Annotated in this window: 25 protein-coding genes and 1 CRISPR repeat array; of the genes, 19 read left to right on the plus strand and 6 right to left on the minus strand. The window is 40.5% G+C overall.

Annotation, left to right across the window (positions count from 1 at the left end):
- Positions 1-336 precede the first annotated feature (336 nt).
- The 12 genes from cas6 to WMO37_RS05685 all read left to right on the plus strand — a co-directional run bounded on the left by cas6 (position 337) and on the right by WMO37_RS05685 (position 13,964).
- Complete coding sequence (gene cas6, locus WMO37_RS05630; RefSeq protein WP_349154530.1) at positions 337-1,062, plus strand: CRISPR-associated endoribonuclease Cas6; 726 nt, start codon at positions 337-339, stop codon at positions 1,060-1,062.
- A gap of 12 nt (positions 1,063-1,074) precedes the next feature.
- Positions 1,075-2,844, plus strand: a complete 1,770-nt coding sequence (locus WMO37_RS05635) for a hypothetical protein (protein ID WP_349154531.1) — start codon at positions 1,075-1,077, stop codon at positions 2,842-2,844.
- A gap of 21 nt (positions 2,845-2,865) precedes the next feature.
- Entirely contained in the window at positions 2,866-3,837 is a 972-nt protein-coding gene (locus WMO37_RS05640; RefSeq protein ID WP_349154532.1) for a type I CRISPR-associated protein Cas7, read from the plus strand.
- A complete protein-coding gene (gene cas5b / locus WMO37_RS05645) occupies positions 3,824-4,606 on the plus strand; it encodes a type I-B CRISPR-associated protein Cas5b (RefSeq protein ID WP_349154533.1) in 783 nt (260 codons plus the stop codon). Before WMO37_RS05640 ends, cas5b begins: the two co-directional genes overlap by 14 nt.
- Positions 4,607-4,700: 94 nt before the next feature.
- Positions 4,701-7,265 (plus strand): CRISPR-associated helicase Cas3', encoded by a 2,565-nt coding sequence (gene cas3, locus WMO37_RS05650; protein WP_349154534.1) that lies wholly within the window; start codon positions 4,701-4,703, stop codon positions 7,263-7,265.
- A 45-nt stretch (positions 7,266-7,310) separates the two neighbouring features.
- Positions 7,311-7,805, plus strand: coding sequence for a CRISPR-associated protein Cas4 (cas4, locus tag WMO37_RS05655; RefSeq protein WP_349154535.1), 495 nt, complete (start codon positions 7,311-7,313; stop codon positions 7,803-7,805).
- Positions 7,806-7,828: 23 nt separating this feature from the next.
- Positions 7,829-8,827, plus strand: a complete 999-nt coding sequence (gene cas1b, locus WMO37_RS05660) for a type I-B CRISPR-associated endonuclease Cas1b (protein ID WP_349154536.1) — start codon at positions 7,829-7,831, stop codon at positions 8,825-8,827.
- 13 nt (positions 8,828-8,840) lie between these two features.
- Entirely contained in the window at positions 8,841-9,131 is a 291-nt protein-coding gene (gene cas2 / locus WMO37_RS05665; protein ID WP_022431369.1) for a CRISPR-associated endonuclease Cas2, read from the plus strand.
- Between the two features lie 185 nt (positions 9,132-9,316).
- Positions 9,317-10,256: a CRISPR direct-repeat array (repeat unit 30 nt; unit sequence GATTAACTTTAACATGGGATGTTTTGAAAT).
- 214 nt (positions 10,257-10,470) lie between these two features.
- Positions 10,471-10,860: a bacteriohemerythrin gene (locus WMO37_RS05670; protein ID WP_022431370.1), complete on the plus strand. Its 390-nt coding sequence runs from the start codon at positions 10,471-10,473 to the stop codon at positions 10,858-10,860.
- Positions 10,861-11,319: 459 nt separating this feature from the next.
- Positions 11,320-12,159, plus strand: coding sequence for a MarR family transcriptional regulator (locus tag WMO37_RS05675; protein ID WP_227090136.1), 840 nt, complete (start codon positions 11,320-11,322; stop codon positions 12,157-12,159).
- A 34-nt stretch (positions 12,160-12,193) separates the two neighbouring features.
- On the plus strand, positions 12,194-13,183 hold the full coding sequence (locus WMO37_RS05680) for a FecCD family ABC transporter permease (RefSeq protein WP_349154537.1): 990 nt from the start codon (positions 12,194-12,196) through the stop codon (positions 13,181-13,183).
- A complete protein-coding gene (locus WMO37_RS05685) occupies positions 13,173-13,964 on the plus strand; it encodes an ABC transporter ATP-binding protein (RefSeq protein ID WP_227090138.1) in 792 nt (263 codons plus the stop codon). Before WMO37_RS05680 ends, WMO37_RS05685 begins: the two co-directional genes overlap by 11 nt.
- A gap of 185 nt (positions 13,965-14,149) precedes the next feature.
- Here the strand turns inward: WMO37_RS05685 and WMO37_RS05690 are convergent, their stop codons facing one another.
- Positions 14,150-15,448, minus strand: coding sequence for a M18 family aminopeptidase (locus WMO37_RS05690; protein WP_349154538.1), 1,299 nt, complete (start codon positions 15,446-15,448; stop codon positions 14,150-14,152).
- 146 nt (positions 15,449-15,594) lie between these two features.
- Here WMO37_RS05690 and WMO37_RS05695 point away from each other — a divergent pair, with 146 nt between their 5' ends.
- A complete protein-coding gene (locus tag WMO37_RS05695) occupies positions 15,595-16,407 on the plus strand; it encodes a hypothetical protein (protein ID WP_349154539.1) in 813 nt (270 codons plus the stop codon).
- Here the strand turns inward: WMO37_RS05695 and thiH are convergent.
- The 3 genes from thiH to thiS form a co-directional block, all read right to left on the minus strand.
- Positions 16,358-17,623: a 2-iminoacetate synthase ThiH gene (gene thiH / locus WMO37_RS05700; RefSeq protein WP_022431376.1), complete on the minus strand. Its 1,266-nt coding sequence runs from the start codon at positions 17,621-17,623 to the stop codon at positions 16,358-16,360. The two genes, WMO37_RS05695 and thiH, sit on opposite strands and share 50 nt — an antisense overlap.
- A gap of 24 nt (positions 17,624-17,647) precedes the next feature.
- Complete coding sequence (locus tag WMO37_RS05705; RefSeq protein WP_022431377.1) at positions 17,648-18,421, minus strand: thiazole synthase; 774 nt, start codon at positions 18,419-18,421, stop codon at positions 17,648-17,650.
- A 74-nt stretch (positions 18,422-18,495) separates the two neighbouring features.
- Positions 18,496-18,693, minus strand: a complete 198-nt coding sequence (gene thiS, locus WMO37_RS05710; RefSeq protein WP_022431378.1) for a sulfur carrier protein ThiS — start codon at positions 18,691-18,693, stop codon at positions 18,496-18,498.
- Between the two features lie 320 nt (positions 18,694-19,013).
- Here thiS and WMO37_RS05715 point away from each other — a divergent pair, with 320 nt between their 5' ends.
- The 5 genes from WMO37_RS05715 (at position 19,014) to WMO37_RS05735 (ending at position 25,550) form a co-directional block, all read left to right on the plus strand.
- Positions 19,014-20,594 carry an AAA family ATPase gene (locus tag WMO37_RS05715; RefSeq protein WP_349154540.1) on the plus strand — a complete coding sequence of 527 codons (1,581 nt, stop codon included), beginning with the start codon at positions 19,014-19,016 and terminating at the stop codon, positions 20,592-20,594.
- A 167-nt stretch (positions 20,595-20,761) separates the two neighbouring features.
- Positions 20,762-21,067, plus strand: coding sequence for a metal-sensing transcriptional repressor (locus WMO37_RS05720; RefSeq protein ID WP_022431379.1), 306 nt, complete (start codon positions 20,762-20,764; stop codon positions 21,065-21,067).
- A 103-nt stretch (positions 21,068-21,170) separates the two neighbouring features.
- Complete coding sequence (locus tag WMO37_RS05725) at positions 21,171-23,711, plus strand: heavy metal translocating P-type ATPase (protein WP_349154541.1); 2,541 nt, start codon at positions 21,171-21,173, stop codon at positions 23,709-23,711.
- 62 nt (positions 23,712-23,773) lie between these two features.
- Positions 23,774-24,928 carry a PP-loop family protein gene (locus WMO37_RS05730; protein ID WP_022431381.1) on the plus strand — a complete coding sequence of 385 codons (1,155 nt, stop codon included), beginning with the start codon at positions 23,774-23,776 and terminating at the stop codon, positions 24,926-24,928.
- The gene (locus tag WMO37_RS05735; protein WP_349154542.1) at positions 24,912-25,550 is read left to right on the plus strand and encodes a hypothetical protein; all 639 of its coding nucleotides are present in this window, start codon (positions 24,912-24,914) and stop codon (positions 25,548-25,550) included. Before WMO37_RS05730 ends, WMO37_RS05735 begins: the two co-directional genes overlap by 17 nt.
- Before the next feature lie 35 nt (positions 25,551-25,585).
- Here WMO37_RS05735 and WMO37_RS05740 read toward each other — a convergent pair whose 3' ends face one another.
- Positions 25,586-25,879, minus strand: coding sequence for a DUF3892 domain-containing protein (locus tag WMO37_RS05740; protein WP_349154543.1), 294 nt, complete (start codon positions 25,877-25,879; stop codon positions 25,586-25,588).
- Positions 25,880-26,148: 269 nt separating this feature from the next.
- Between WMO37_RS05740 and WMO37_RS05745 the strand changes: the two genes are divergently transcribed.
- Positions 26,149-26,493 (plus strand): hypothetical protein, encoded by a 345-nt coding sequence (locus tag WMO37_RS05745; RefSeq protein WP_349154544.1) that lies wholly within the window; start codon positions 26,149-26,151, stop codon positions 26,491-26,493.
- A gap of 57 nt (positions 26,494-26,550) precedes the next feature.
- Here the strand turns inward: WMO37_RS05745 and WMO37_RS05750 are convergent, their stop codons facing one another.
- Positions 26,551-26,802 (minus strand): hypothetical protein, encoded by a 252-nt coding sequence (locus tag WMO37_RS05750; RefSeq protein ID WP_022431385.1) that lies wholly within the window; start codon positions 26,800-26,802, stop codon positions 26,551-26,553.
- Positions 26,803-26,850 lie beyond the last annotated feature (48 nt).

Raw genomic sequence — 26,850 nt, forward strand, 5'->3', positions numbered from 1 at the left:
AGAAACGGATAGAACGAGAGTTATCCAGAGGATAATCGGATGAAAAAGAATTTTAATGTGCAGTTTTGAAGGAACAGGAATATAAATATTTAAAATATACAGGCTGTTGTGTTTCGGTACATAACAGCTTTTTTGTTGTATAAGTTTGTTGTAAAACTTTATCTTATATAGTTAAAATTTATATAAAAATGTCATCATAAATAATTTGTGTAAAAATGTATAGTAAATTTAGGCATTTTGTTGACAAATGTCAGAAAGTGTGGTAATTGTTATTATAACAACACAAATAATATATAAATAATAACACATGGTGTTTGCAAAAAGAAAGGCGAGTATATGAATCAGTTAAAAGTATATGAAATGCGGCTCAAGATTTATCTTTTGCAGGACATTTCACAGGAGCAGACGTATGCGGTTTTTGCCAATTATATTGACAGCTGTCTGGCAAAAAATGAATCATTGTTGGAATTGCATGAAACAAACTGTTATAAGCAGTATTGCTTCGACCAGCCGTATCCGCTGGAAAAAGACGGTATTTATAAAGAGGGGAAGGTATATACCGTAAGAGTCAGAACTGTCAGTGACAAGCTGGCACAGTATTTTGCAGATTATCTGGCAAATCATTACAATCATCAGATAAAAGGTCTTACAGTAAAAATCACGATTATCCCTCAAAAATTTATTTCACAGATATTTTCAATTACACCGGTTGTTATAAAGTGTGACGGTACCGGATCGGACAGACAGGCAAAAGGTTACTGGAAGAAGTGTATTTCATTTGAGCAGTATGAGGAACGGCTGAAAAGTAATCTGATAAAGAAGTATAACCGGCTGACCGGTGAAAAAATGAACGAAGATTTTGATTTATACCGGCAGATTGAGTTGAAAAACCATAAACCGATAGCCGTTCCGTATAAAGGCAGAAAACTGCTGGGGGATAAGGTTTGTTTGCAGGCGGCGGAAAATGAACAGGCGCAGGCATTGCTTTATATGGCACTGGGAACTGGTCTGGGAGAAATGAATGCGCGTGGCTGCGGTTTTGCAAATTACAGATATTTGTAAAGGGGGGATTTGATGTTACAGGAATGTATGGAAGTGTTCCGGGAGAATTTTAAGCAATACTCGGAACAGTGGGTTCTGGATAATTATGTTCCAAAAGACGGTACCTATCTTTTTATTAATATTGATGACAATTTTTCTGTGGGAAACCCTATTGAAATAAAAACCGATAGAAAAACAGGGAAAGTACAGGGACAGGAAACCTCGGAATATCAGTTGATTTCATTTTTAGATTATTACAGTAAATTGATAGAGATGAATAAACCGGTTGATTCTACAAAGCAGATTCATTCCAATAATTTCTATGCGTTTTTTGTCAAAAAAGAAAGTCTGGAAAAGAAACTGACAGCAGAAAGCATTAGCGGTTATTATGAGGTTTTGAAAAATCCGGAAAAGAAATACAGTAAACCAAAAGACCGTTCATTGTATGAACTGGTGGAGGAGAAACTTGGTAAAGTTGATGTAAAACAGGCAGAAAGAATCGAAAACTGGGTAAAGGCAGAACTGAAAAATTGTATTGAGACCTTGCATATTGATACGTCAAAGAAGGATTACTTTAAAATATTTTTTATTGGAAATGATGTAGAACAGTCCAAAGAGAATATAAAAAGAGAAGGATTGCGGTATATCGAGCCGAATATTTTCAATAAAAATGATTATAATCAGCAGGCGGAAAATAGTATCAAGGGACTACCAAGTAATAATATGAGTCTGAATGCCAAGAAGCCGTTTCTTGAAAATAAGACCAGAAAAACAACTGTACCATATCTGCTTGAATTAGATGATGCAATGATGCAGATGTATTTTTTTGATTATTTGTCAGGGCAGGCGGCAAAGGGCAAAACCAACATTTATATTGATTTAGATGAAAATAAGACAACTGCCTGCGGTGACAGTGAACAGGCACCAATAATTGAAACCGGTATTTATCTAAGGATACAGACAGGCAAGGAACTTGAAATTCACTATATGGGCAGGATAACTGGTTATAAGCCGGATTTGGACAGACCGTTTACGATGAAAGAAGTCCTGAAAATACAGGATAAAGCCATGGAGAACTTTGAACAGGGTTATGGACGGAAAAATAAGCTGTGGCAGGTAGAAGTACTGGTTGATGACGTATTTTTTTCAAAGCGGTTAAAGTACAATTACTTTACTAATCCAGAAGATTTATCATTTCATGATAATGTTTTAAAACAGGAATTGTTGAAGTACCGGGAACAGTTTTTTAGCTGGTTCGGACAGGGCAAGGCATGGGGAATAGCGCAGACAATTGATAATATGTCATGGCGGTTAATTGTTCATTCAATAATACAGGGAAACAGAACAAAAGCGACACATCAGTTGAATTTGTGGATATCTATGATGGATTATTTTAATAATGACGGGAGGTATGAAGAAAATATGTCAAAGGTAAGAGATTTGTTAAAGGCACATATTGATGAAAAAGAAGAATGGGATTTTGAAAGCGCAGACGAATACTGCTATGCAGTTGGTCAGTTAATGAATACTTATTTAAGTTTAAGTAAATCTGCAAATAAAAACTTATCTTTTATTAATCCGCTGTTGCAGACAACAAGCAATGAAATGATTAAAAGAACTGTATTGCAAATGTTTAAAAAATACAGTTATGCAATTAATGATACCGATTTTAGAATAAAGAATCTGTATGGTCATGTTATACAGTATGATATGACAGGAAAAGAAGTAAATCATTATTTTTTGTCAGCGGGATTTGTAGACGGTAATTTAGTGTATACCAAAAAAGAAAAAGAAGAACAGTAAGCAGGAAAAGGGGTATGGATAATGAGTAAAATGAATAAAAGAGTTTATGGGGTATTAGGAATTTCATCGGTAATGGCAAACTGGAATGCAGATTTTTCTGGTTTTCCAAAGACAACAACTAAGGGACAGTTTTTCGGCAGTGATAAGGCATTAAAATTTCCGATGAAAAAGATGTGGGAAGAAGCGGGAGAAAAGGTTTTAAATATAAAGTCATTTACAGTTTCAAAACCAGATAAAAACGGAGCGGTTTTTCTTGTGCCGCGTACATTGAAAGAACGTTATGAGTATATTTTTGGCGTAGAAGATATGAAAAAAGACAAGGATATCAAAGTAATATTAAAAAATTTATTTTCGGCGATTGATGTGAAAAATTTTGGTTCAACCTTTGCAGAAGCAGATGCTAATATTTCTATTACAGGTGCTGTTCAGATTGGTCAGGGATTTAATCTGTATAACGGCTCTGAAACACAGGAACAGAATATTTTATCGCCGTTTAAAGACCCAAAAGCGGCAGAAAAGAATAAAGAGGGAAAAGATGCCAAAAATTCCACATTGGGAACAAAGATTGTCAGTGATGAAGCACACTATTTCTATCCGTTTGTGATTAATCCGAAAGTATATGACAATTTTGAGCAGCTTGGAGTAACCGAAGGTTACACAGAGGAAGATTATCAGAAGTTTAAAGAAGCAGCATTAAAGGGAACAACCAGCTTTGCAACAAATTCCAAAGTCGGCTGTGAAAATGAATTCGGTTTGTTTATCGAAACAGAACCGACACTGTACCTGCCGAATCTGGATAAGTATGTGACATTTATAAAGGGAGCAGAAAAGAATACAATTCAGGTGAATGTAAAAGAACTGCTTCATGATGTAAAAGACAGAGTGTTATCTGCTGAAATTCATTATAATCCGCACACAACGGAAATTGCCAGTGATATTGAGGGCGTGAAGTATTTTGATATCTTCACCGGAAAAGAGATTGAAAAGCAGTAGGCTGAAAGGTGTGGAGCAGATGAAGGTTTTAAGATTTACGCTCAGCGGAAAGCAGGCTTTTTTTAAAAAGCCGGAAGTGAATAAGTATTACTATTTCACATATGGTCACATTCACCGTGTTGCTCTGCTGGGACTTTTGGGAACGGTTATGGGATATTCGGGATATGCCCATATCGTGCAGAAAAAGAAGATGGAAGCACCGGAGTATCCTGAATTTTATGAGCAGTTAAAGGAATTAAAAATGGCGGTTATTCCATGCTGTGAAAAGGGGAGTTTTCCGCAGAAAATCATTGCATTTAATAATTCGGTGGGATATGCGTCTATGGAAAAAGGCGGAAATCTGATTGTTCGACAGCAGTGGCTTGAAAATCCCAAATGGTATGTATATATTATGCTGGACAGTGAAGTCGCAGAGGCTGTTGCGGATAGTATTATTGGCAGAAAGTGTGTCTATATGCCGTATCTTGGAAGCAATGACCACCCGGCAGACATTACCGAAGCAAGTATGATTGATGCAACAGAGGTGGAAACGCCGAAAAAAATCGACAGCTTTTTTGTACGGGGAGATGCCGTGGTTGATTTAGACGATTTTGAACAGGACAATCCATATAAGTATGAGGAAGCACTGCCGGTACGACTGGATTTAGCATTTAATATGTATGAATACGAACGGTTTGTACTCACAAATCTTGCCGTTTCAGAAATACAGAAAAAAATTTATGCGGTTGATGATATTGACGGCAGGACATATCATATAGCATTTTATTAAAGTGAAACCATAGCCGGAAAGACATTAGATATTGGACTCCGGCTATGGTTTTATGCGTTTTTATGAAATGTTTTATGGAATTGAGGAGAAAAAGATGAAGGAATATATCATACCTATTGAGGATATCATTGTAAAACCGGAGTTATTTTATGCACATTGTGACCGGGGCAATGGGAAAAATCCGGAGATTTTAAAAGAACATGTGGACAGGTGTTATCATTATTTTGAAGAGCTGTGGGAACATAAAAATTTTAAGGCAGTATTTGAAAATTTTCAAAAAGAATTGGCACCGGAGCTTTCCGATGAGGGGATAAAATTGTTTTACAGTCTGATAGTAAACGTCATTATTTTTCATGATTGCGGGAAAATTAACCCACGATTTCAAAGTATAAAAATGAAAAATACATTAAAAAAATGGACAGCAATAGATTGTCTGGACGGAACAAAACATTCTATACTGTCTGCGGCAATTTATTTTGACTATTTTTATGAGAAGATACAGGAAAGTCTGTTATCAAAAGATGAAAAGAATATGATTCATGTATTCATGCTGGTAAATGCTTATGTAATATCAAGACACCATGGAAATCTGTCGAGGTTTGAAGAGTTTCTGGAAGAATTTCAGCCAAACCGGCAATTAGCAGATATTTTTTCGTGTATGAATCAAGGTGATTTTACGGAAGTATATCATGGACCGTTTTGTAAAAAGGGTTTACATTCGGTGAATATGCCGATGCAGAATAAAAGGAAATATGACAGCTTTTCAGAGAAGCAGTCCTTGCAGTTGGGATTGTATGCGTATATAAGATTTTTATTTTCGGTGCTGGTATCCTGTGATTATTATGCGACATCGGAATATGACAACGGCATACAAATGAGTGCGTTCGGAACGATTGAAAATACAGAGTTTGTCACACAGTATGAGCAGTCGGAGCGGGTAAAACAGATTCGCAGATTTAATCCGGAGAGCTGTGTTGATGATAAAAAGGATATTAATATTTTGCGGAATCGCATGTTTTATGAGGCAGAGCAGACATTGCTTGAAAATAAAGATGCAAATGTCGCTTTCGCCGAAGCACCGACCGGGTCAGGGAAGTCGAATCTGGCAATGAATTGCAGTCTGAAATTATTGGACAAAAATATCAATAAGATTTTTTATGTTTATCCGTTTAATACGCTGGTCGAGCAGAATTACGATACGCTTGAAAAAATATACGGGCAGACAGATATTTTTAAAAGTATTGCGGTCATTAATTCCATTACACCGATTCCGCTAAACGGAACAAGAAAATTCTGGGAAAATCTCGATAAAGAAGAAAATGAGAAATTTTATCAAAAGGCACTGTTGGACAGGCAGTTTTTAAATTATCCGTTTATTTTAACAACGCATGTCAATTTGTTTCAAATCATGTTTGGGTGTGAAAGAGAAGCGGCAATCAGTTTTTATCAACTGGCAGGCAGTGTTGTGGTGCTGGATGAGATTCAGAGTTATAAAAATGTGCTTTGGACAGAAATTATGATGTTCTTGCAGTGTTATAGCAGGCTGCTGAATATGAAAATTATTATTATGTCGGCGACACTGCCGAAGCTGGATATGCTTACCGGAAATCATGAAAAGGTTGTAAATCTGATTAAAAATCCGGAAAAATATTTTCAGGACGCACGTTTTAAGAAAAGAGTGGCATTGTCGTATGAATTGCTTTATCCGGATAGAAAGACTGAAATGAAAGAACTATATGCGCATGTTCTGGGACAGGCGCAAAAGGGAAGAAAGCTTCTTATGGAATTTATCACGAAAACAAGTGCGGAGAAGTTTTACCATATGCTGACGGAGTCCGGACGGGAGGATTTACAGATATTCTGCATGACGGGGGACGACAATCAGATTGACAGAAAACGCATTTTAAGGGAAATGGATACAGCAGACAAAGATAAGGCGGTAATACTGGTGGCAACGCAGGTTGTTGAAGCCGGCATAGATATTGATATGGACATTGGCTATAAGGATATCAGCAAATTGGACAGCGAGGAGCAGTTCATCGGGCGAATTAACCGGAATTTTAAAAGAAAAGGTGTTGTCTATTTTTTCGATATGGATAATGAAAGTGGTATTTATAAGGAGGATTATCGTGTTGATACAGCGTATACATTAAGAAAAGATGAGATGAAACAACTGCTTGCAGATAAGAATTTTGGCAAATATTATGATTATATTTTAAAAGGAATAAGAAAATACCGCAATGACAGAAAGAATGAAAATGGAATAGAAGCTTTTGTGGATAATGTCAAAAAGCTGGATTTTGTATGGATTTCTCAAAAGATGAAATTAATTGATAAGAATGATGACTGGAAGATGTCGGTCTATTTTGCACGGGAAATTACGACAGATACCGGAGAAATCATTGACGGAAAGCAGGTGTGGGAGCGGTACAGGGAATTGTTAAGCGATATGACAATGAATTATGCGAAAAAACAGATATTGTTATCAGAGGTGAAAAGTAAGATGAGTTATTTTATTTATCAGATAAAAATTGACAATAGCCTGGATTATAATGACAGAATCGGTGAGTTGTATCTGATTGAAGATGCAGAGCAGTATTTTGAAAATGGCAGATTAAATACCGATAAATTTTATTCGCAGGGAAATTTATTTGTGTAGTCCGTATTATTTTACAGATAAAATTTTGTAAGAACGGGGGTTCATATGAAGGTAAATGGAACGCTGATGAATTACTATTTTCACTGTAAGCGGCAGTGTTATCTGCATGGAAATCGGGTGAATCTGGAGGATAACAGTGAAAATGTGAGGATTGGCAAAGCAATTCATGAGGAAAAGGCGGTGGGGAGTTCCAACTCGGAAATCGCGATTGAAAATATTAAATTAGACAAGCTGACGGCGGAATATCTGACGGAAATCAAGAAATCGGATGCAGACGAAGAAGCCGCCAAGTGGCAGCTTTACTATTATTTGTACGTTTTAAAGATAAAAGGAATCGTACGGAAGGGCAGACTGCAATTTGTCGAAAAGAATAAAAAAGATTCTAAAACGCTTATTTTAGAATTAACACCGGAAATCGAAAAACAATTAAATACGTATGTGGACAAGATAGAGGATTTGCTGGAACAGGATACGATACCGCCGGTTTTAAATGAATCAAAGTGTAAAAAATGTGCTTATTATGAGTATTGTTATATCTGACGAATACGGAAAGTGGGTGGATTATGGGAAGTACAAGATATATTATGTCCATGGGAGAACTGACGAGGAAAGACAATTCATTGTGTTTCCGGAAAGACGGAAAAAATGTTTACATTCCAATCGAGAATACGAAAGAAATTTACTGTATGAACGAAGTCACGGTAAATACAAAGCTGTTGGATTTTTTGTCACAGAATCACGTTATCGTACATTTTTTCAATTATTATGAAGGGTACAGTGGTACATTTTATCCGAAAAATCAGTATAACAGCGGAAGACTGATAGTGAAACAGGTACAGGCATATGACAATTCCAGAGAAGTAATTGCCAAAGCGATTGTATGCGGAATTGGCAGGAACATTTACGAGGTGCTGTATCATTATTATAAGCATGATAAAAAGGAAGTCAAGGAAGTTTTAGACTGGATTCGCAGGGAATTTTATGTGAAAGTGGAAAATGCGCAAAATGTAAAAGAAATTATGGCGGCAGAGGGCGAAGTTTGGCTGCGTTTTTATGGGACATTCCAGTATTTTCTGCCGGAGGATTTTGTGATGAATAAGCGGGTGAAAAGACCGCCGGATAATCCAATTAATGCGTTGATTTCTTATGGAAATACGCTATTGTATGCAAAGACGATTTCAGCGATTTATCAGACGCATTTAGACCAGCGTATCAGTTTTTTACATGAGCCGTCGGAGGGGCGTTTTTCATTAAGCCTTGATATGAGTGAGGTTTTTAAGCCGGTCATTGTGTACCGGACGATATTTGATTTAGTAAATAACCGGAAATTGCAGGTTGAAAAGCATTTTGACAAAAAAGTCAATTATTGCTTGTTGAATGAAGAAGGACGAAAAATATTTATTGAAGCATTTGAAGCGCGCATGGAATCGGTATTTGTGCATGACCGGCTGAAACGAAAGGTAACTTACCGGACAGCATTAAAGCTGGACTGCTACAAATTGATTAAGTATATATTAGAAGGGCAGGAATTTATTCCGTTTTCGCTGAAGGATAATCGGTAGGAAGTGAGGGTATATGGCAAAGAAATTGAACTATAATTACGCATTTGTATTTTATGATGTCAATGAAAAGCGGGTGCAGAAGGTCTTTAAAATTTGCAAAAAATATTTATCGCATTATCAAAATTCTGTTTTTCGTGGAGAGATTACACCTTCAAAGCTTATCGGGTTGAAGACGGATTTAAAGAAGGTGATACAGGAAGACGAGGATTTTATCTGTATTATTAAGCTGTTTAATGAAAATGTGTTTGGCGAGGAGGTGCTTGGAAAGAAGGATAGGGAAAATGGTGAGCAGTTGATTTTGTAATACAATGAAAATTTACCAGCCGCCTATCAGTGCAAAATTGCGTGAATCCGCAAAAACAGTGGCATTGCGGTGATTTTGTAAATTTTTTTGGCAAATGGCGCGGTGGCTGGTAAAAATTTTAAAAACGTTGATAAATACTGGGGAATCTGGTATAGTGTATTGTATGGAATGCAGGAAATACGTTGGATTAACTTTAACATGGGATGTTTTGAAATAACATTTTAGGGCTGAAAAGTCCTTGAAAATAGCGGGATTAACTTTAACATGGGATGTTTTGAAATTTATGAACGGCGGTTTAGACCGTGACGACGTGGAATGATTAACTTTAACATGGGATGTTTTGAAATTACAGCACGGGGATTGACAGCACGGGCGCTATTTGATTAACTTTAACATGGGATGTTTTGAAATCGGCATTTGATGAATAGGAGGTGAGGACGTGCCAAGATTAACTTTAACATGGGATGTTTTGAAATATCATGATGACGCACCTGATAGCATAGCGCTGTTTGATTAACTTTAACATGGGATGTTTTGAAATGAAGATAATCAGGGTGGCGATGACAGCGGCGAATGATTAACTTTAACATGGGATGTTTTGAAATCAGACAGGAAGAACGGTATACATTTGATGAGAATGATTAACTTTAACATGGGATGTTTTGAAATATGAAAAAGGATACACAGAAGCATATCAGAACGGGATTAACTTTAACATGGGATGTTTTGAAATTCAAGCAGCTGGACAGTATCAAGGCGTATGAGTTAGATTAACTTTAACATGGGATGTTTTGAAATTAACCACAACTTTTTCAACAGATATATCCGTTATTGGATTAACTTTAACATGGGATGTTTTGAAATAAAGTAAATAAGGCACTGCGGAGAGCAGGGCAAGGATAAATTTTAACATGGGATGTTTTGAAATGGTGCAATGAAGGATGAAACCAACGCAGCGTATGACCGATAAACTTTAACATGGGATGTTTTGAAATATTTTAAAAAAGCGAATGAAAAAGAGACCAAACAGATAAACTTTAACATGGGATGTTTTGAAATTTGTCGCAAGACTGCTCAACAACGGTGAACTGTACAGATAAACTTTAACATGAGATGTATCAAAATCCAAGAACGTCCCAAACACAAGGAATAAACCGCTATTTGATGAAATGTAGCAATAAAAAAACAGCTTATTCACATATTTCCCCAAAAACCATTCGACATCACCAGCTATTTATGTTATTGTAATAAAAACATCAAGAGGCAGGTAAAGACGGGCTGTATAAATTCATAAAATACATCAATAGCCTGCTAGCTGCCGGAATTGGAGGAAAAGACAATGTACGAGATGAAACCGGAATATTATACAGGAATTGCCCAGATTGATGAAGAGCATAAAAAGCTTTTTGAAATCGCAGATGAAGCGTATGAATTATATAAAAATGAATTTATACCGGATAAATATGACCACATCGCTAAGATTTTAAATGAATTGAGAGATTATACAAAGATTCATTTCCAGCATGAAGAAGAATATATGAAAAGCATTAATTACAAGGGAATGTTCATGCAGAAGGTACAGCATGACCAGTTCTGTCAGAAGTTAGATGAACTGGATTTAGAACATTTAGATGAAAATTCTGAGGAAGTCATTCAGGAAGTACTTACATTCTTAACAGACTGGCTGGTACATCATATTCTGGAAACAGACAAGAAAATTGCAGAATAAAACAGAGCATATAATAGAATATTGCAAATTATAACTCTGAAACTGCCGCATAAGCGTTGTCAATGTCGTAAAAGACAAAAACAGTGCTTGTGTGGCAATTTTTAATGTTAAAGTAACTGTTCAGAGTCCATCCTCAAAATGCAGAATAAAAAAGCTATTAAAACATAATGAGAAAAGTTATCAAAACGCACATTGACAGTTCAAACCCAGACATTTATACTATAGAAGTTAGCCAAAGCTAACCAAAATAAAAAGACGACAAATATAAAGTCTAAAGGTAATAAATTTTTTTTGCCCATGAATTAGCGACAACTAACAGAGAGTAGCGACGGCAAACAAGACACGAGCAACCAGAAAACAATAACTAACAAATAACAAACAATAAACAGCAAGTAAGTGAATCAACGAATTAATTAATCAGCAAATCAGTAAATTAGTAAATAATCAATCAGAGGGGAAGTGGGAAAGTTGGATTCGATAGAATTTTTAAAAATACGAATCTTAGTCAGTTTATTAAAAATGTCACCGGAAAACTGCAATGTAACCAATCTGTCTAAGACACTCGGTGTAGAAAAATATACGGTGAGCCGGGTATTTACGGCGCTGGAGAAGGACGGTTATTTGAATCGCACGGATTCAAGACATCCGCGGCTTGAAAAGCTGGGTGAACAGACGGCGCGTAAATACGCGGAGCGGATGGACATTGCAACAAATCATCTGATTTATGAAGGCGTGACAGAGGCGCAGGCATGTAATGACGCACTGTATTTATCCATGTACTGCTCGGATGAAACTTTTGAAGTGATTCGCAGTATGGAAGAACAGTACCGCATGAAGCATCTGCTCCGTACATATGAGCGGTTTGACGGCACGATTTTGTGCAACGGACTGCGGGACGGTCAATATCTGCTTCCGTTTATTATATACAGGGAAACCGTGAAAAACGGCAGCAACATTTCCATGTCCAACGAAGGCTTTATACATCCCTGTACGCTGTCGGTCACGGACGGCAGGGGCATGATTTTGTTAAAGGCACAGCGGGTCGAGAAATATTCCGCGATGACGGGCAGAAAAATGAGCGGAAAGATTAAATGTCTGAAATATTTTGACGGGTCAAAATTTTGTGAAGCACAGCGAAACGGCGATTTGATTTCATTTCCGGCAAGTGTGCTTGAATTTGTCAATATCGGAAGCGATTCCGGCAGGATTTTTCACGGAAGTGTGTGTCTGAAAATGACCTGCTCCGTGGGGATTATGCACATGCCGGAGAGTACGGCAATATTTACACTGTTATTTTAAAATGCTGGAAATACAGCGGAAAGTAGAGAAAAAAATGGAAAAGAAAAAAATAGTGTTGTCTTATATTTTGACGGCAGGAGTACTCTTGCTTTTGTTTTTGTGGGCGGCAAATACGGGAAGTCTGAAGGTGTCTGCAAAACAGTTATTTAGCGGGCTGTTTGTCGCGTATGATGAAAATGTCGCAACGATTTATGATTTGCGTTTTCCGAGAATCTTTATTGCAATGGCGGGCGGCGCGGCAACAGCAGTATCCGGTGTGCTTTTGCAGGCCGTCATGAAAAATCCGCTGGCAGACCCCGGCATTATCGGTGTCAGTTCGGGTGCGAGCCTTACGGCAGTACTGCTTACGGCATTTTGTCCGTCATTGTACTTTTTCACACCGGCGGCGGCATTTTTAGGCGGTCTTGCCGCATTTTTTCTGGTATATGTGCTGTCGTGGAAGGACGGTTTATCGCCGCTTCGCATTATCTTAGTCGGTGTGGCGGTCAATGCAATGTTTACGGGACTGATGAGTGCATTTAATTCAGGTACGGGCAGCAGTTATTCCGGAGCGGCAAGCATTGTCAATGCCAATATCACGATGAAAACGTGGACAGATTTTAAAACGTTAATCGGCTATGTGGTGGTTGGACTGATTGCCGCAGTGGTTGTTTCGGGACAGTGCGATTTGCTGGCATTAGAGGATAAGACGGCGCGTTCTATCGGCGTATCCGTGGCAAAAAGCCGTATGGTGATTTCCGTGATTGCGGTACTGCTTGCCGCGATTTCAACAGCTGTTATCGGGGCAATCAGCTTTTTGGGGTTAATTGTTCCGCATATTGCAAGACTGCTGGTGGGCAGCAGCCACAAAACGCTCGTGCCGTATTCAGCCCTGCTTGGTGCGATCGTACTGCTTCTTGCGGATACAGTCGGAAGAACGATTACCGCACCGTATGAAATCAGTGCTTCCGTGATTATGTCTGTTGTGGGCGGACCGTTTTTTATCTTGTTGCTTAGGAGGTCAAAGCAGGGATATGCAAAATAATAAAGAGAAAAAGAACGTATTTGAAATAGAAAATCTGTCATTTGCCTATGATAAACATGAGGTGCTTAACAACCTGAATCTGTCATTTCATGAAGGCATTGTCACAACGATGATTGGACCAAACGGCTGTGGAAAATCTACGCTGCTCCAGTTGATGACGAAAAATTTAAAGCCGGCAGGTGGAAAGATTTTATTACAGGGTGAGGATATTGCACAAATCCGGCAGAAGCAGTTTGCACAGTCGGTTGCCGTGGTACATCAGTATAATACGGCGCCGCCGGATTTAACTGTGGAAAAGCTGGTATCTTACGGACGGATTCCGTATCACAAAATGGGCGTTCCGTTTGACAAAGCAAAGGATATGGAGCGGATTGAATGGGCGCTTGAAATTACCAATACCACAAAGCACAAGGATAAGACGGTCAGTCAGCTTTCCGGCGGACAGAAACAGCGTGTGTGGATTGCAATGGCACTGGCGCAGGATGCAAAGGTTCTGCTGTTGGACGAGCCGACAACGTATCTGGATATCCGCTATCAGCTTCAGATTCTGCGGCTGATTCGCAGGTTAAATGAAGAATATGGGTTTACGATTATTATGGTACTCCATGATGTCAATCAGTCGTTGTATTACAGCGATGAAATTGTTGCGTTAAAAGCCGGAAAATGTATTGCACAGGGAAGTCCCCAGCAGATACTTACGGGTGAACTCATACAAAAAGTGTATGACGTCACGTTAAAAGTATCGGATATAGACGGAAAAAGGTTTATTCTTCCTGTGTAAATTTTATATTTTAAATCTTTTATCTACGATGACAGTCTGTCATCGTGAATAATATTATAAATGATATGATAAATAATAAGATAAAGACTGTTACCGCAAAGACATTTTGTAATTGCTTTTGCGATAACAGTGTTTTATTATCATGTAGAAAGTCCCAAAACATATCAAAAAGTAAATTATAATCATTACAATTCCTTATAAAATGCTTTCATAAAAGCTTCTAAGTCATACTGGTCTTTCATTCCCGCAGTTTCCATGGCAGAGTGCATTGCATAAATTGGAATACCGATATCGGCACTGCACATCGGAAGATTTGCAGCGACCATTGGGCCGACGGTACTGCCGCCCGGATAGTCATTGCGCATATGATTTTGCTGGCAGGCAATATGATGACGGGCGGCAAGCTGTAAAATCACGCCGGTCATATCGTCATCACTGCAATATGCGTGTTTTGCGGAGGCCTTAATGGCAAAGCCGCGGTTTAACGGCATGGCAGATGTAATATCCGATTTTTCAGGGTGCGCCGGGTGTATCGCGTGCGCAACGTCCAAAGAAAGATAATAACTGTGTACAAGGCTTTGCAAAAAGTTTTCTCTTGAAATATTAAGGGCATTGCAGATACGCTCCAAAGTATAGGAAAGGAGATTGCCGTTGGCACCGTTTTTACTGCGGCTTCCGATTTCTTCATGGTCAAACAGAACCGCCACGGAAATACCGTCTGACGGATTAGCTTCAATCAGTCCGGTCAGGCATGCCTGCACCGAAGAAATGTTGTCAATGCGCGGTGCCATAAACATATCACCGGAAAATCCGGTGCGCACCGGTTCCGCATAGTGGTACACGGACAAATCAAAGCATAAAATATCTTCCGGTTTTTCGCCGGTTTCATTGGCAAGAATCTGAAGAAATGTATCGGTGTCCATGTGTTCGTCCATGCCGCAGATTGGAAGTAAATCGGTCTGTGCATTGAGGGCGACACCGTCATTCATGGTACGGTTTAAATGAATGGCAAGATTTGGCAAAACTGCCACAGGACGTTTAAAATCCACCAGTTTCAGGCGCGGGTGTGCAGATTGTGGATTTTTTAACGCAATCCGTCCGGCAATTGAGAGCGGACGGTCAAGCCATGTACTGTAAATTGCACCGCCGTATACTTCTGTATTTAAGCGGCAGCCGTTTTTAGAGGAAACGACAGGATTGTATTTGATACGAAATCCCGGATTGTCAATATGTGAAGAGGAAAGCTTCCATACCGGGGTATCGGAAAGGTCTGTGCCGATTTGAAAGCCGAAAACCGTTGTGCCAAACGGGCAGACGGCATATTTTCCGCCCGGAACCAGTTCCCATGTGCTGTCCCAGTCCAGTGTTACAAAGCCAGCTTCATTAAGCCTGCGCATGGCTTCTTTTGCGGTATGGAACGGGGAAGTGGAAACGGAAATGGTCTGTTTTAACTGTTCAAAGGTTTGTTGAATCTGAGTATCCATAAAAAACTCCATTCTGCTGTGTAAGCTGTTTTTTCAAAGTATAAGGCTTTTGCCGTAAAAACTCAAGAAAATCGTCATTTCCGCCGATACTTTTTATATAAAAGTGAGAATCAGAAACAGCAGTTTACAAAAAAGAGGAGAAAGCCATGCAGACAATACAGTTTAAAGTTTTAAACACCGATACACAGGAAACCAACGTGCAGATGCAGACAGAAAATACAGAGGCAGGAAACAAGGCACAAAATACACAGAATACAGAGGTGTCAGGTGTAGAAAGTACCGAAGAAAGCGCAGGAACAAAGAAAAAGACGACCGTTTCCACAGGACAGACCGGAGTTACGGATGCGGAAAGTGCCAGATGGGTTGCCGGTTTGCAGTTAAAAAAATGTGCTTATGAACAGGTCAGTGCGATAACAGAAAAAATTAAGGATATGCTAGATCCGACTTCGGGTATGACAGATGCACAAAAAAGCTCTTATGACAGAAAAGTAATGAATAAAGTGTATTCCGGCAAGAAGCTGTCGGCTGAGGAAATGCGTTATATCAAAATTCATTATCCGGCATTGTATCCGTATGTGGAGCGGGTGCAGATTCAGCGGCAGGCACTGGAGGAGCGAATCAAGCACTGTCATTCAAAAGAGGAAGTGCAGGACGTTTACAGTGAAGCGATGTTTCATATCAGTGATGATGACCCGGCAAAGCAGATGCTGTATGCCGCATATGATGATGTTTTAAAGGAGTTTAAGAAAACATCGGATTATCAGGAACTTCCCGAAACAAAGGAAGATGCCGAAAAGAAAAAACAGACTAAAAAAGTTTCGTCTGCCGAACCGGCAGACGAAACAGATGATATACAGGAAGATTGGAAAAATGCTTTCCTGTCGGAAAGTACCGGTGTATCCGTAGGTACTACACATACAGATAATCATTTAAGACAGGCCACAAACCCTGCTGTTTAATATCGTCATACATTTGTTTTAAGCTGCGGGTGTCGGCAATTTCAAATTGCTCGTCACCGCAGTCTTTTTCTTCACTGCCTTCATATTTGGCTTCATGGTCGCCGATACCGGTGCTGACACCGGCAGATACCTTGGTGCAGGCAATCTTAATAATACCGTTTCTAAAAGAAGCGGATTCCCTTGATGATACGGTAATTCCGGCAAACGGCAGGAAAATGCGGTATGCACATAAAACTTGACAGAGCTGTTTTTCATGTACATCCAGCGGATTAATTTTTTCATTATTAATAATCGGTCGTAACCGCGGACACGACAAAGACATTTCCGCATGCGGATATTTGCGTTGGAGATAATATACGTGCAGTGCCGTGGCAAGCGCATCCTTACGGAAGTCAGACAGACCTAACAGAGCGGAAAATCCGACACCGCGCATACCGCCCATTAAAGCACGCTCCTGTGCTTCAAAGCGGTATGGGAAGACACGTTTGTGTCCCATGAGATGAAGCGTTTCATATTTGTCGGCATTATAAGTTTCCTGAAAAACAGTCACATAGTCTGCACCACATTCATGCAGATAAGCGTAATCCTTTGTATTGCACGGATAAATTTCAAGACCCACATTTCTGAAATATTTTTTGGCAAGACGGCAGGCATCGCCGATATAGGTAATGCTGCTCTTTGATTTGCTCTCACCCGTCAGCATCAGAATTTCTTCAATGCCGGAATCGGCGATAACCTTCATTTCATGCTCAATTTCTTCCATGGAAAGCTGTTTTCTGTGAATATCGTTATAGCAGTTAAAACCGCAGTAAACACAGTAATTTTCACAGTAATTTGCAATATACAGCGGTGTGAAAATGTAGGTAGAATTACCGAAGTGGTTACGCGTTTCACGCTCGGCGCGCTGTGCCATTTTTTCCAGAAACGGTTCTGCGGCAGGGGAGAGCAGTGCCTTAAAGTCCTCAATGCTGCAGCGGTCGTGGGAAAGTGCAGCTAAGACATCGCGCGCCGTGTATTTGTCCGGCTCATAAGCGTTCATGGCAGCAAGCACCTTATCACGGATATCGGAGGAAATCTGCTCCATGTCCGGCAGATATGCCATGTGGTCTGTACGGGAAGCCGGATTATTTTCCAGTTCTGTTTTTCGTTTTAAAGCGGCAGGACTTAATTTGCCGTTCTGAATAATAAAATCATTTTCCTTTTGATTGGTGTCCATAAAATAAGACCTCTTTTCTAAAAATTAGTTATGTAAAAATCCGGTCAGCGGATCGGAAGCTTCGCCGCCTTTATTTAATACACGTCCAAGACCGGAAAGGTAGGCACGCCGTCCGGCTTCAATTGCAAGACCGAAAGCTTTTGCCATTTCAGGAATATTTCCGGCAGTTGCAATCGCGGTATTTGCCATGATAGCGGCGGCACCCATTTCCATAGCTTCACATGCCTGTGAAGGCTTTCCGATACCGGCATCTACGATAACCGGGAGGTCAATTTCATCAATTAAAATCTGAATAAATTCTTTGGTTGCAAGTCCCTTATTAGAGCCAATCGGAGAGGCAAGCGGCATGATGGAAGCGGCGCCTGCATTGACTAAATCTCTGGCGGCATTTAAGTCAGGGTACATATACGGCATAACGATAAAGCCTTCCTTTGCAAGAATTTCAGTTGCCTTAATCGTTTCGTAGTTGTCAGGAAGCAGGTATTTAGAGTCGTGCATAATTTCGATTTTGACAAAATCACCGCAGCCCATTTCCCGTGCAAGGCGCGCAATGCGGACAGCCTCGTCGGCATTTCTGGCACCGGACGTATTCGGAAGCAGTGTGACACCCTCCGGGATATAGTCCAGAATATTTTCGCTGTCTTTGGTATTGGCACGTCTGACAGCCAGCGTGATAATCTGCGCACCGGCATCGGATACGGCTGCGCGGATTAAATCCAGATTGTATTTACCGGAACCTAAGATAAAGCGGGAAGAAAAGGTATGTCCTCCCAATGTAAATGTATCATTTTCAATCATAATTTTTCTCCGTTTCCGAGCAGTCTGACTGCTCTATTTTAATTTAGAATTTAGCCGTGTTGTGAAAATGTTTATCAGCCGCCGCCCATAAACTGCACGATTTCGATAACATCGCCGTCCTGAATCCGTGTATCGGTATAATCTTTTTTGCTGACAATCACTTCGTTCCGCTCAACGGCAATGTGGGACAGCACATATCCTTCGGACTGCAGATAATCTGCAATGCTCATGCCGTCTGCCTGCATGGCTTCGTTTCCGTTAATCTGAATCATGGAAAACCCTCCTGTCTGTAGATTTGATAACCCGCTGATGTGTCCGGCATATCCGGGTAAAAGTCTTGTTATAAAATAAAAAAAGACCGCACGAAAGGAAAGCTACACCCGCGGTGGTGTACCCCTTCGTGCGGTCTTACTGACGAACACTCTGTCTGTTATCATAGCATAAAAAATGAATTTGTCAATTTTTTTTGGGAAATTTTTAATAGGTTTCGGGAATGTTCATAGACCTGTAAATGAAAATATGTTAAAATATTAATTAACAAATAGAAAAACGGTAATAAAGTAAACTATAATGGAAAGGGGTGACATTGTAAATGGGCGTATATTTTAATCCGGGGAATGAAAGTTTTGCGAAAGATAAAAATTATAAAATATACGTGGATAAAACCGGGCTGTTAAATGATCTGAATGAGCTGATTGGAACGCCAAGGAACTGTCTTGCCGTCAGCCATGCCAGACGGTTCGGCAAATCCCACGCGGCGGGTATGATCGATGCGTATTACAGCCTTGGAAGCGATTCGGAAAAGCTTTTTGAAGATACCAAGATCGCTCAGAATCCGGATTATAAGAAATATATGAACCGGTACAATGTGATACATCTGGATATTTCAACTTTTTGGGATTCTTACAAGGGAAATATTACTGAAAAAATCGTGGAATACATTTATAAGGATTTTAAGCAAGTCTTTGGAGATGAGTTAAATTACGAAGACAGTTTAAGCTATAATTTAATGATGATATATCAAAAGACCAAGACCCCGTTTGTCATTATCATTGACGAGTGGGACTGCGTTATCCGAAACAGCGAGGATAAAGAACTGGTTCACCAATATCTGCAGTTTCTTCATTCCTTGTTTAAGTCGGAAGAATCCAAAGCATTTCTGGCACTAGCATACATTACGGGAATCCTTCCGATTAAGAAAATTAAAGACGAATCGGCGCTGAATAATTTCAGCGAATATACGATGTTAAAATCAAAGCCGATTACGCAGTATTATGGATTTACGGAAGATGAAGTGAAAGTGCTTTGTGAAAGGTTTGACATGGATTTTGAAAGCATGAAAGCATGGTACAACGGCTATCTGATTGACGGAATGCATATGTACAATCCGAATTCGGTGTCCATGGCACTGGCCCAGCAGGACTTTGATTCATACTGGAAAAACACGTCTTCATTTGCCTCTATTAATACATTTATTACAATGAATTATGCAGGCTTAAAAGACGATGTGATGACGATGCTTTCCGGGGGAAAGGTTTATGTCAATACCGAAACCTTCCAAAATGACCTTTTTACGGTTTCATCAAAGGACGAAGCACTGACGGCATTGATTCATTTAGGATATCTGGGCTATGACAGGGAAGAAGAAAGTGCTTATATACCGAATTATGAAGTAAAGAAAGCTTATCAGGCGGCATTGAGTACCGGAAGCTGGAAAGAGGTGGCAGAATCCATTGCAAAGTGTGACCGGTTACTACTGGCAACGATAAAAGGGGACAGTGAGAAGGTGGCAGAACTCGTAGAACTTGCCCACGACACTTACACGTCAGTCCTTAAATATAACGATGAAAATTCATTAAGCTGTGTGCTTACCATGGCATATTTTACGGCACCGGCGTATTACAACATTGTGCGGGAAATGCCGGCAGGGAAAGGCTTTGCGGATTTTGTGTTTATTCCGAGAGCCAATGCCGGACACAGACCGGCAATGGTCGTGGAGTTAAAGCACAACAAATCTGCCGATTCTGCAATTGCGCAGATTAAAGAAAACAGATATCACGGGGCATTGACAGGGTATAGTGATAAAATTTTACTGGTCGGTATTAATTACGATGCTGAAAGAAAGGAAAAGAAGCATCACACCTGCGTGATTGAAGAATGGAACACCAACTAAATAAAAAGTTTGTAAAAATAAAAAACATAGAAGCCGCAGAAGTGATAGTACGCAAGAAAACTGTCACTTCTGCGTTTTTTTAAAATGAACTTGACATATACCCCACAGGGGTATAATATGTGATTAAAAATAAAGTTCAAATATATTGTAGTAGAAATGGAGAAAATATGCAGGAAGAAGAAATGTGCTGTTGTCATAAGCATAAGGAACGTTCTGAAAAAGAGTACCGGGATTTAATTAACCGTTTAAACAGGATTGAAGGACAGATTCGCGGAATCAAAGGTATGGTTGAAAAAGACGCGTATTGTCCGGATATTCTGATTCAGGTAGCCGCAGCCAATGCGGCGCTGAACAGCTTTAATAAAGTGCTGCTTGCCAATCACATCAAGACTTGTGTCACAGATGATATCCGTGCAGGAAAAGAAGAAACGGTAGACGAGCTTGTAAAAGTTTTGCAGAAATTAATGAAGTAACAAAAGATATAAATAACATGAATAAAGCGAATAAAATGGTGCCGGGGCGCAAGGTTTTTACTTCTACCCACCGGATATCATAAAGACTGGAGGGAATAATAAAATGGAACAGTATACAGTAACAGGCATGAGTTGTGCGGCATGCAGTACGCGTGTGGAAAAAGCCGTATCCAAAGTGCCGGGCGTAACATCGTGTTCCGTAAGTCTTCTGACCAATTCAATGGGCGTAGAAGGCACGGCATCGGAACAGGATATTGTAAAAGCCGTCACAGATGCCGGATACGGCGCTTCCAAAAAGGGAAGCAAAGCGGCAGAAAACACCAAAAACGGCAGTTCGGCGGCTGGCAGTTCATTTGGTGATGAGGAGCTGTTAAAAGACAGGGAAACCCCCGTTTTAAAGAAAAGACTGCTGTCATCGCTGATATTTTTAATTGTCCTGATGTATTTTTCCATGGGGCATATGATGTGGGGCTGGCCGCTTCCGGCGGTGCTTGCCGATAACCATATCGCCATGGGACTGATTCAGATGCTTTTAACGATTGCGGTGATGGTGATTAACCAGAAGTTTTTCATCAGCGGCTTCAAGAGCCTGTTTCACAAAGCACCGAATATGGATACGCTCGTGGCATTAGGCTCGGCTGCGGCATTTGTATACAGCACATATGCGCTGTTTGCCATGACTGATGCACAGGTGCATGGCAATATGGACGGTGTTATGCACTACATGCACGAATTTTATTTTGAATCGGCAGCAATGATTCTGACACTGATTACGGTCGGTAAAATGCTTGAAGCCCATTCTAAAGGGAAAACAACCGATGCTTTAAAGGGTTTGATGAAGTTAGCACCGAAAACGGCAGTGCTGTTAAAAGACGGTGTGGAAACGGAAGTTTCCATTGAGCAGGTACAGAAAGGCGACATCTTTATTGTACGTCCGGGAGAAAATATTCCGGTAGACGGAAAAGTATTGGAAGGCAGCAGTGCAGTTAATGAATCGGCACTGACAGGAGAGAGTATTCCTGTGGATAAAGCGGCAGGCGATCTGGTATCCGCGGCAACAATCAACCAGTCCGGTTATTTAAAATGTGAAGCGACAAGAGTCGGGGAAGATACGGTACTGTCACAGATTATCCAGATGGTCAGCGATGCGGCGGCAACAAAAGCACCGATTGCAAAGGTCGCCGATAAAGTATCCGGTATCTTTGTACCGGCAGTTATTACGATTGCGGCAGTAACCATCATTGTGTGGCTGCTTGCGGGACAGAGTGTGGGATTTGCACTGGCAAGAGGAATTTCCGTGCTGGTTATCAGTTGTCCGTGTGCATTAGGACTGGCAACGCCGGTTGCGATTATGGTAGGCAACGGCATGGGCGCAAAAAACGGTATCTTATTTAAGACGGCGGTATCCTTGGAAGAAGCGGGAAAGATTGAGATTGTGGCACTGGATAAGACCGGAACCATTACAACCGGTGAACCAAAGGTCACAGACGTTATCTGCAATAAAGGTGTCACGGAAAAAGAACTGATTTCATTTGCGTATGCACTGGAAAAAAAGAGCGAACATCCGCTGGCAAAGGCAGTACTGGCATATGCCGAAGCAGCGCAGACAGATATTTTTGAAGTGAATAACTTTACGGCACTTCCGGGAAACGGACTGACGGCAGAATATGAAAATGCGGTATTGTCAGGCGGTAATTACAAATTTATCAGTACCCGCACCGCGGTTTCACAGGAAATGCAGGAGCAGTCACAAAAGCTTGCAAATGCGGGAAAGACACCACTGTTTTTTACAAAGGACGACAAACTGCTTGGAATCATTGCGGTTGCGGACGTTATCAAGGAAGACAGCCCGGAAGCCGTCAGACAGTTACAGAACATGGGAATCCGTGTTGTTATGCTGACAGGCGACAATGAACGGACGGCGAAGGCAATCGGCGCACAGGCAGGCGTAGATGAGGTTATCGCAGATGTCCTGCCGGACGGAAAAGACAGCGTTATCAGCCGCTTAAAGCGTGACGGCAGGGTTGCAATGGTCGGTGACGGCATTAACGATGCACCGGCGCTTACGAGAGCCGATATCGGTATTGCAATCGGTGCGGGAACGGATATTGCAATTGACGCGGCAGATGTTGTACTGATGAAAAGCCGTTTAAGCGATGTTCCGGCGGCAATCCGTTTAAGCCGTGCAACGCTTAGAAACATTCATGAAAACCTGTTTTGGGCATTCTTTTATAATGTCATCGGAATTCCGCTGGCGGCGGGCGTATGGATTCCGTTCTTTGGCTGGAAGTTAAATCCGATGTTTGGTGCTGCGGCAATGAGCTTATCAAGCTTCTGCGTAGTAACCAATGCGTTACGCTTAAATCTTTTCTCTGTACACAATGCAGAAAAAGATAAAAAAATAAAATCAAAAAAGAAAGTAGAGGACAAGAAAATGGAAAAAACATTAACAATCGAAGGAATGATGTGCGGACACTGTGAGGCAAGAGTAAAGAAGGCACTCGAAGCCCTTCCGGAAGTCAAAGAAGCAGTTGTCAGCCATGAAGCGGGAACAGCTGTTGTTACCTTAGAAAGTGCCGTTTCGGATGAAGCATTAAAAGAAGCTGTGGAAGCACAGGATTACAAGGTGATTTCCGTACAGTAATATTGAATTATTTCCGGCACAGTGGTATGATAAGTGGATAATTGCAAATGTAAGGAGTAAGTATGTTTCGGAAAACAATGGAAGAATACGAAGCGGATACCAGAAAAAAACTGGTAATAGATATCCGGGAAAAAGAAGCGTTTGACAAGGAAACGATGCCCGGAGCCCTTCATATGGACAGTGAAACGCTCAAACAGCAGATAAAAGAACTCACAAAGGATCAGACACCTGTTTACCTGCTGTGCCATACAGGACAGCAAAGTGATGCACTGGCAGAGGATTTTGAAAAAGAAGGCTATGAAGTATACAGTATACAGGACGGATTCCGTGCATATCTGCGGTTAAAGCTTCGCACAGTTATGCGTCAGGAGGATTTAAAGGAACAGTGCTGTGCCGATGTGGAACGCAGTATTGTAAAGAAGTTCCGAAAGGAAATCTGGCGGCCGTTTACAAAGGCGATTAATGAGTATGAACTGATTAAAGACGGCGACAAGATTGCAGTCTGCATTTCAGGCGGAAAAGATTCTATGCTGATGGCAAAGCTTTTTCAGGAATTAAAGCGCCACGGACAGCAGAATTTTGAAGTTGTATATCTGGTAATGAATCCGGGCTACAATCCGTTTAATTATCAGGTTATTTTAGACAATGCACAGTTTTTAAATGTGCCGATTACGGTATTTGAATCGGAAATCTTTGATATTGTTGCATCAGAGGAACAGTCACCGTGCTATCTGTGTGCGCGTATGCGCCGCGGCTACCTGTACAGCAAGGCAAAAGAGCTTGGCTGTAACAAGATTGCGCTGGGACACCACTTTGATGATGTTATCGAAACCATTTTAATGGGTATGCTCTACGGGGCACAGATTCAGACCATGATGCCAAAGCTGCACAGTACGAATTTTGAAGGCATGGAGTTAATCCGTCCGTTATATCTGGTGCGCGAAGAAGATATTATCCGCTGGAGAGATTACAATCATTTACAGTTTATCCAGTGTGCATGCCGCTTTACGGAAAGCTGTGCTTCCTGCGGCGGAACGGAGAAAGGTTCAAAGCGTGCGGAAATTAAGGCGCTGATTAAAGAATTAAGTGCGAAAAGCCCGTACATTGAAAAGAACATTTTCCGGAGCGTGGAAAATGTTAATCTGAATACTATTGTTGCCTATAAACAAAATGGTCAGAAACATTCATTTTTGGAGGATTATGATTCTAAATATTAAGCAGACACAGTTTGGTGCCGAGCCGGAATTTGAAATCGAAGATACTGCCACAGGGGAAACGCTGGCAAAATGCACATCGCTGAATCACATTTCCACGGAAATCGTATTTGCGGGACAAAATGCGTATACGCTGTCCTTTGAGCCGGTCTTACAGGAAAGAGAAGGCGAAAAGAATGAACTGATGTATAGCATTTTAGAGCATAACCGGCCGGTGGGCGGTCTTTATACGGCAGAGGTCTGTCAGAAAAGGATATTGTTTGTATCCGTGGGATATGACTATTATAAAATACAGTTTTACGATAGAGAGTATCAGCTGTATGAAATCGGACTGGGAACGGACCAGCATTATCTTTGTTTATATCAGGACGGACAGACGGCGGCGATTGTGCATAAGCCGACAGAAGTAAAAAGCCACTTGGATACCTATACGGTGTATCTGGAGAATGCGCAGTACCGGGATATCGCCTGTATTGCAGCACTGTTTATAGATGGTCTGGAATACAGCAGCAATGATGAAATAGCGGACAGCGCCATTAAGGAAGAATATCTTTCCTTTAATAAAGAGCTGAATTCAAAATTTGATGCCGCATTTTTAGAACGCGTCAGAACAAACAATATGTAAAAAATGCCTTGCCACAAGCCGCAAGGCATTTTTTGTTATCCGTGTACGGTCGGAAGGTGGCTTAAATTGTTGTCTTGTGTGCCGTCAGGGATAGATTTTAAATATTCCGTATCTTTGTTGTGGGCAACGCCGACACCCTGAATTTGGTTTTCTTTTGCAAGTTCAACACCGGATTCCCTTGATACGATCCGTCCGTCAGAAAGCTGATAGCCGGTCACGGTGCCGCCGGATTTTACAAGTCCGGTAATTTTTAAAGCGTCCGGTCCGGCATCGGAAATGCTGTCCATTGCCATTATCGGGAGGATACTGCCGTTTTTTTCTTTATTCATATTCACACCAATCTCCATTCCGCAGGCATTTTAATGCCGGAGGAATCGCGAGTCAAATGTCAGATTCGGCTCTGCGATAAGGGCAGCTTTGTGATGCCTGCGGCACAAAGTGCCGTGTAAAAAATCAGCACAGCAGTGTGATTTTTTACACTAATCTCCATTTTTATAAAACAAGTGATGAGGTTACAAAAATAGTGTATGAAACTTCTTCACGATTATAAGTAGAAAAAAATGTATCGGAAAATCAAGGAAAGTGGTATAATCATTGCATGAGCAGGACAAAGCTGCGTATACTATTTTTAGAATTTGAATATGAAGTTTTATGCAGATTGCAGGCAGAAAGTGAGGCAGTTATGGGACTGATTAATAAAGAAAAAGTACTGCGTGGTGTGGGAAAAGCCGTAGATGCAGCCAATAATGCAGCAGATAAAGTGCATGATTATGCAAAGGAAAAAGAACTGGATAAAAAAGCGGAAGAAGCGGTTCACAAAACAGAGAATTTTATCAGGGAAAATGAAATTGATAAAAAGGTTATCAATGCCGGAAAAACGCTGGAAAACGGTGTAATCAGCGTAGGAGAGAAACTGGAAGAAACATTTAATAAACTGTTTTAAAAATAAAAATCAGGGGAACTTTAAGAGATTCCCCTGAAATTTTTTACAGACGTATATTTATGCGCAAAATGGTCTCAGTAATGTTTCAAGCTCATCGGTGCTGTGGTCATTTCGTACGACGCGAAGTGTCATGACACGACGCGGATCCATACTTAAAATGCCAAGCATTGATTTTGCATCGAAGAAATAACTTCCCATACAAATGTCAAAATAACCGTCAAGCGTGTTAATTGTGTTTACGAATTTTACCGCATTGTCTGTTGTTTTTAAAAGAATATGGTACGTTAAAGTGTTCTTGTCTGAGTTCATTTCCTTACCTCCTTCAATGTTGAGAAGCGAACTGATTTCGTAAAGTTC

Origin of the sequence: Lachnospira intestinalis (assembly GCF_040095895.1) — a bacterium.
GTDB classification, from domain to species: domain Bacteria; phylum Bacillota; class Clostridia; order Lachnospirales; family Lachnospiraceae; genus Lachnospira; species Lachnospira intestinalis.

Coding starts and splice junctions, on each gene's coding strand:
- cas6 (WP_349154530.1), top strand. CDS start 337: ATGAATCAGTTAAAAGTATATGAAATGCGGCTCAAGATTTATCTTTTG.
- WMO37_RS05635 (WP_349154531.1), top strand. CDS start 1,075: ATGTTACAGGAATGTATGGAAGTGTTCCGGGAGAATTTTAAGCAATAC.
- WMO37_RS05640 (WP_349154532.1), top strand. CDS start 2,866: ATGAGTAAAATGAATAAAAGAGTTTATGGGGTATTAGGAATTTCATCG.
- cas3 (WP_349154534.1), top strand. CDS start 4,701: ATGAAGGAATATATCATACCTATTGAGGATATCATTGTAAAACCGGAG.
- cas4 (WP_349154535.1), top strand. CDS start 7,311: ATGAAGGTAAATGGAACGCTGATGAATTACTATTTTCACTGTAAGCGG.
- cas1b (WP_349154536.1), top strand. CDS start 7,829: ATGGGAAGTACAAGATATATTATGTCCATGGGAGAACTGACGAGGAAA.
- cas2 (WP_022431369.1), top strand. CDS start 8,841: ATGGCAAAGAAATTGAACTATAATTACGCATTTGTATTTTATGATGTC.
- WMO37_RS05670 (WP_022431370.1), top strand. CDS start 10,471: ATGTACGAGATGAAACCGGAATATTATACAGGAATTGCCCAGATTGAT.
- WMO37_RS05680 (WP_349154537.1), top strand. CDS start 12,194: ATGGAAAAGAAAAAAATAGTGTTGTCTTATATTTTGACGGCAGGAGTA.
- WMO37_RS05685 (WP_227090138.1), top strand. CDS start 13,173: ATGCAAAATAATAAAGAGAAAAAGAACGTATTTGAAATAGAAAATCTG.
- WMO37_RS05690 (WP_349154538.1), bottom strand. CDS start 15,448: ATGGATACTCAGATTCAACAAACCTTTGAACAGTTAAAACAGACCATT.
- WMO37_RS05695 (WP_349154539.1), top strand. CDS start 15,595: ATGCAGACAATACAGTTTAAAGTTTTAAACACCGATACACAGGAAACC.
- thiH (WP_022431376.1), bottom strand. CDS start 17,623: ATGGACACCAATCAAAAGGAAAATGATTTTATTATTCAGAACGGCAAA.
- WMO37_RS05705 (WP_022431377.1), bottom strand. CDS start 18,421: ATGATTGAAAATGATACATTTACATTGGGAGGACATACCTTTTCTTCC.
- thiS (WP_022431378.1), bottom strand. CDS start 18,693: ATGATTCAGATTAACGGAAACGAAGCCATGCAGGCAGACGGCATGAGC.
- WMO37_RS05715 (WP_349154540.1), top strand. CDS start 19,014: ATGGGCGTATATTTTAATCCGGGGAATGAAAGTTTTGCGAAAGATAAA.
- WMO37_RS05720 (WP_022431379.1), top strand. CDS start 20,762: ATGCAGGAAGAAGAAATGTGCTGTTGTCATAAGCATAAGGAACGTTCT.
- WMO37_RS05725 (WP_349154541.1), top strand. CDS start 21,171: ATGGAACAGTATACAGTAACAGGCATGAGTTGTGCGGCATGCAGTACG.
- WMO37_RS05730 (WP_022431381.1), top strand. CDS start 23,774: ATGTTTCGGAAAACAATGGAAGAATACGAAGCGGATACCAGAAAAAAA.
- WMO37_RS05735 (WP_349154542.1), top strand. CDS start 24,912: ATGATTCTAAATATTAAGCAGACACAGTTTGGTGCCGAGCCGGAATTT.
- WMO37_RS05740 (WP_349154543.1), bottom strand. CDS start 25,879: ATGAATAAAGAAAAAAACGGCAGTATCCTCCCGATAATGGCAATGGAC.
- WMO37_RS05745 (WP_349154544.1), top strand. CDS start 26,149: ATGAGCAGGACAAAGCTGCGTATACTATTTTTAGAATTTGAATATGAA.
- WMO37_RS05750 (WP_022431385.1), bottom strand. CDS start 26,802: ATGAACTCAGACAAGAACACTTTAACGTACCATATTCTTTTAAAAACA.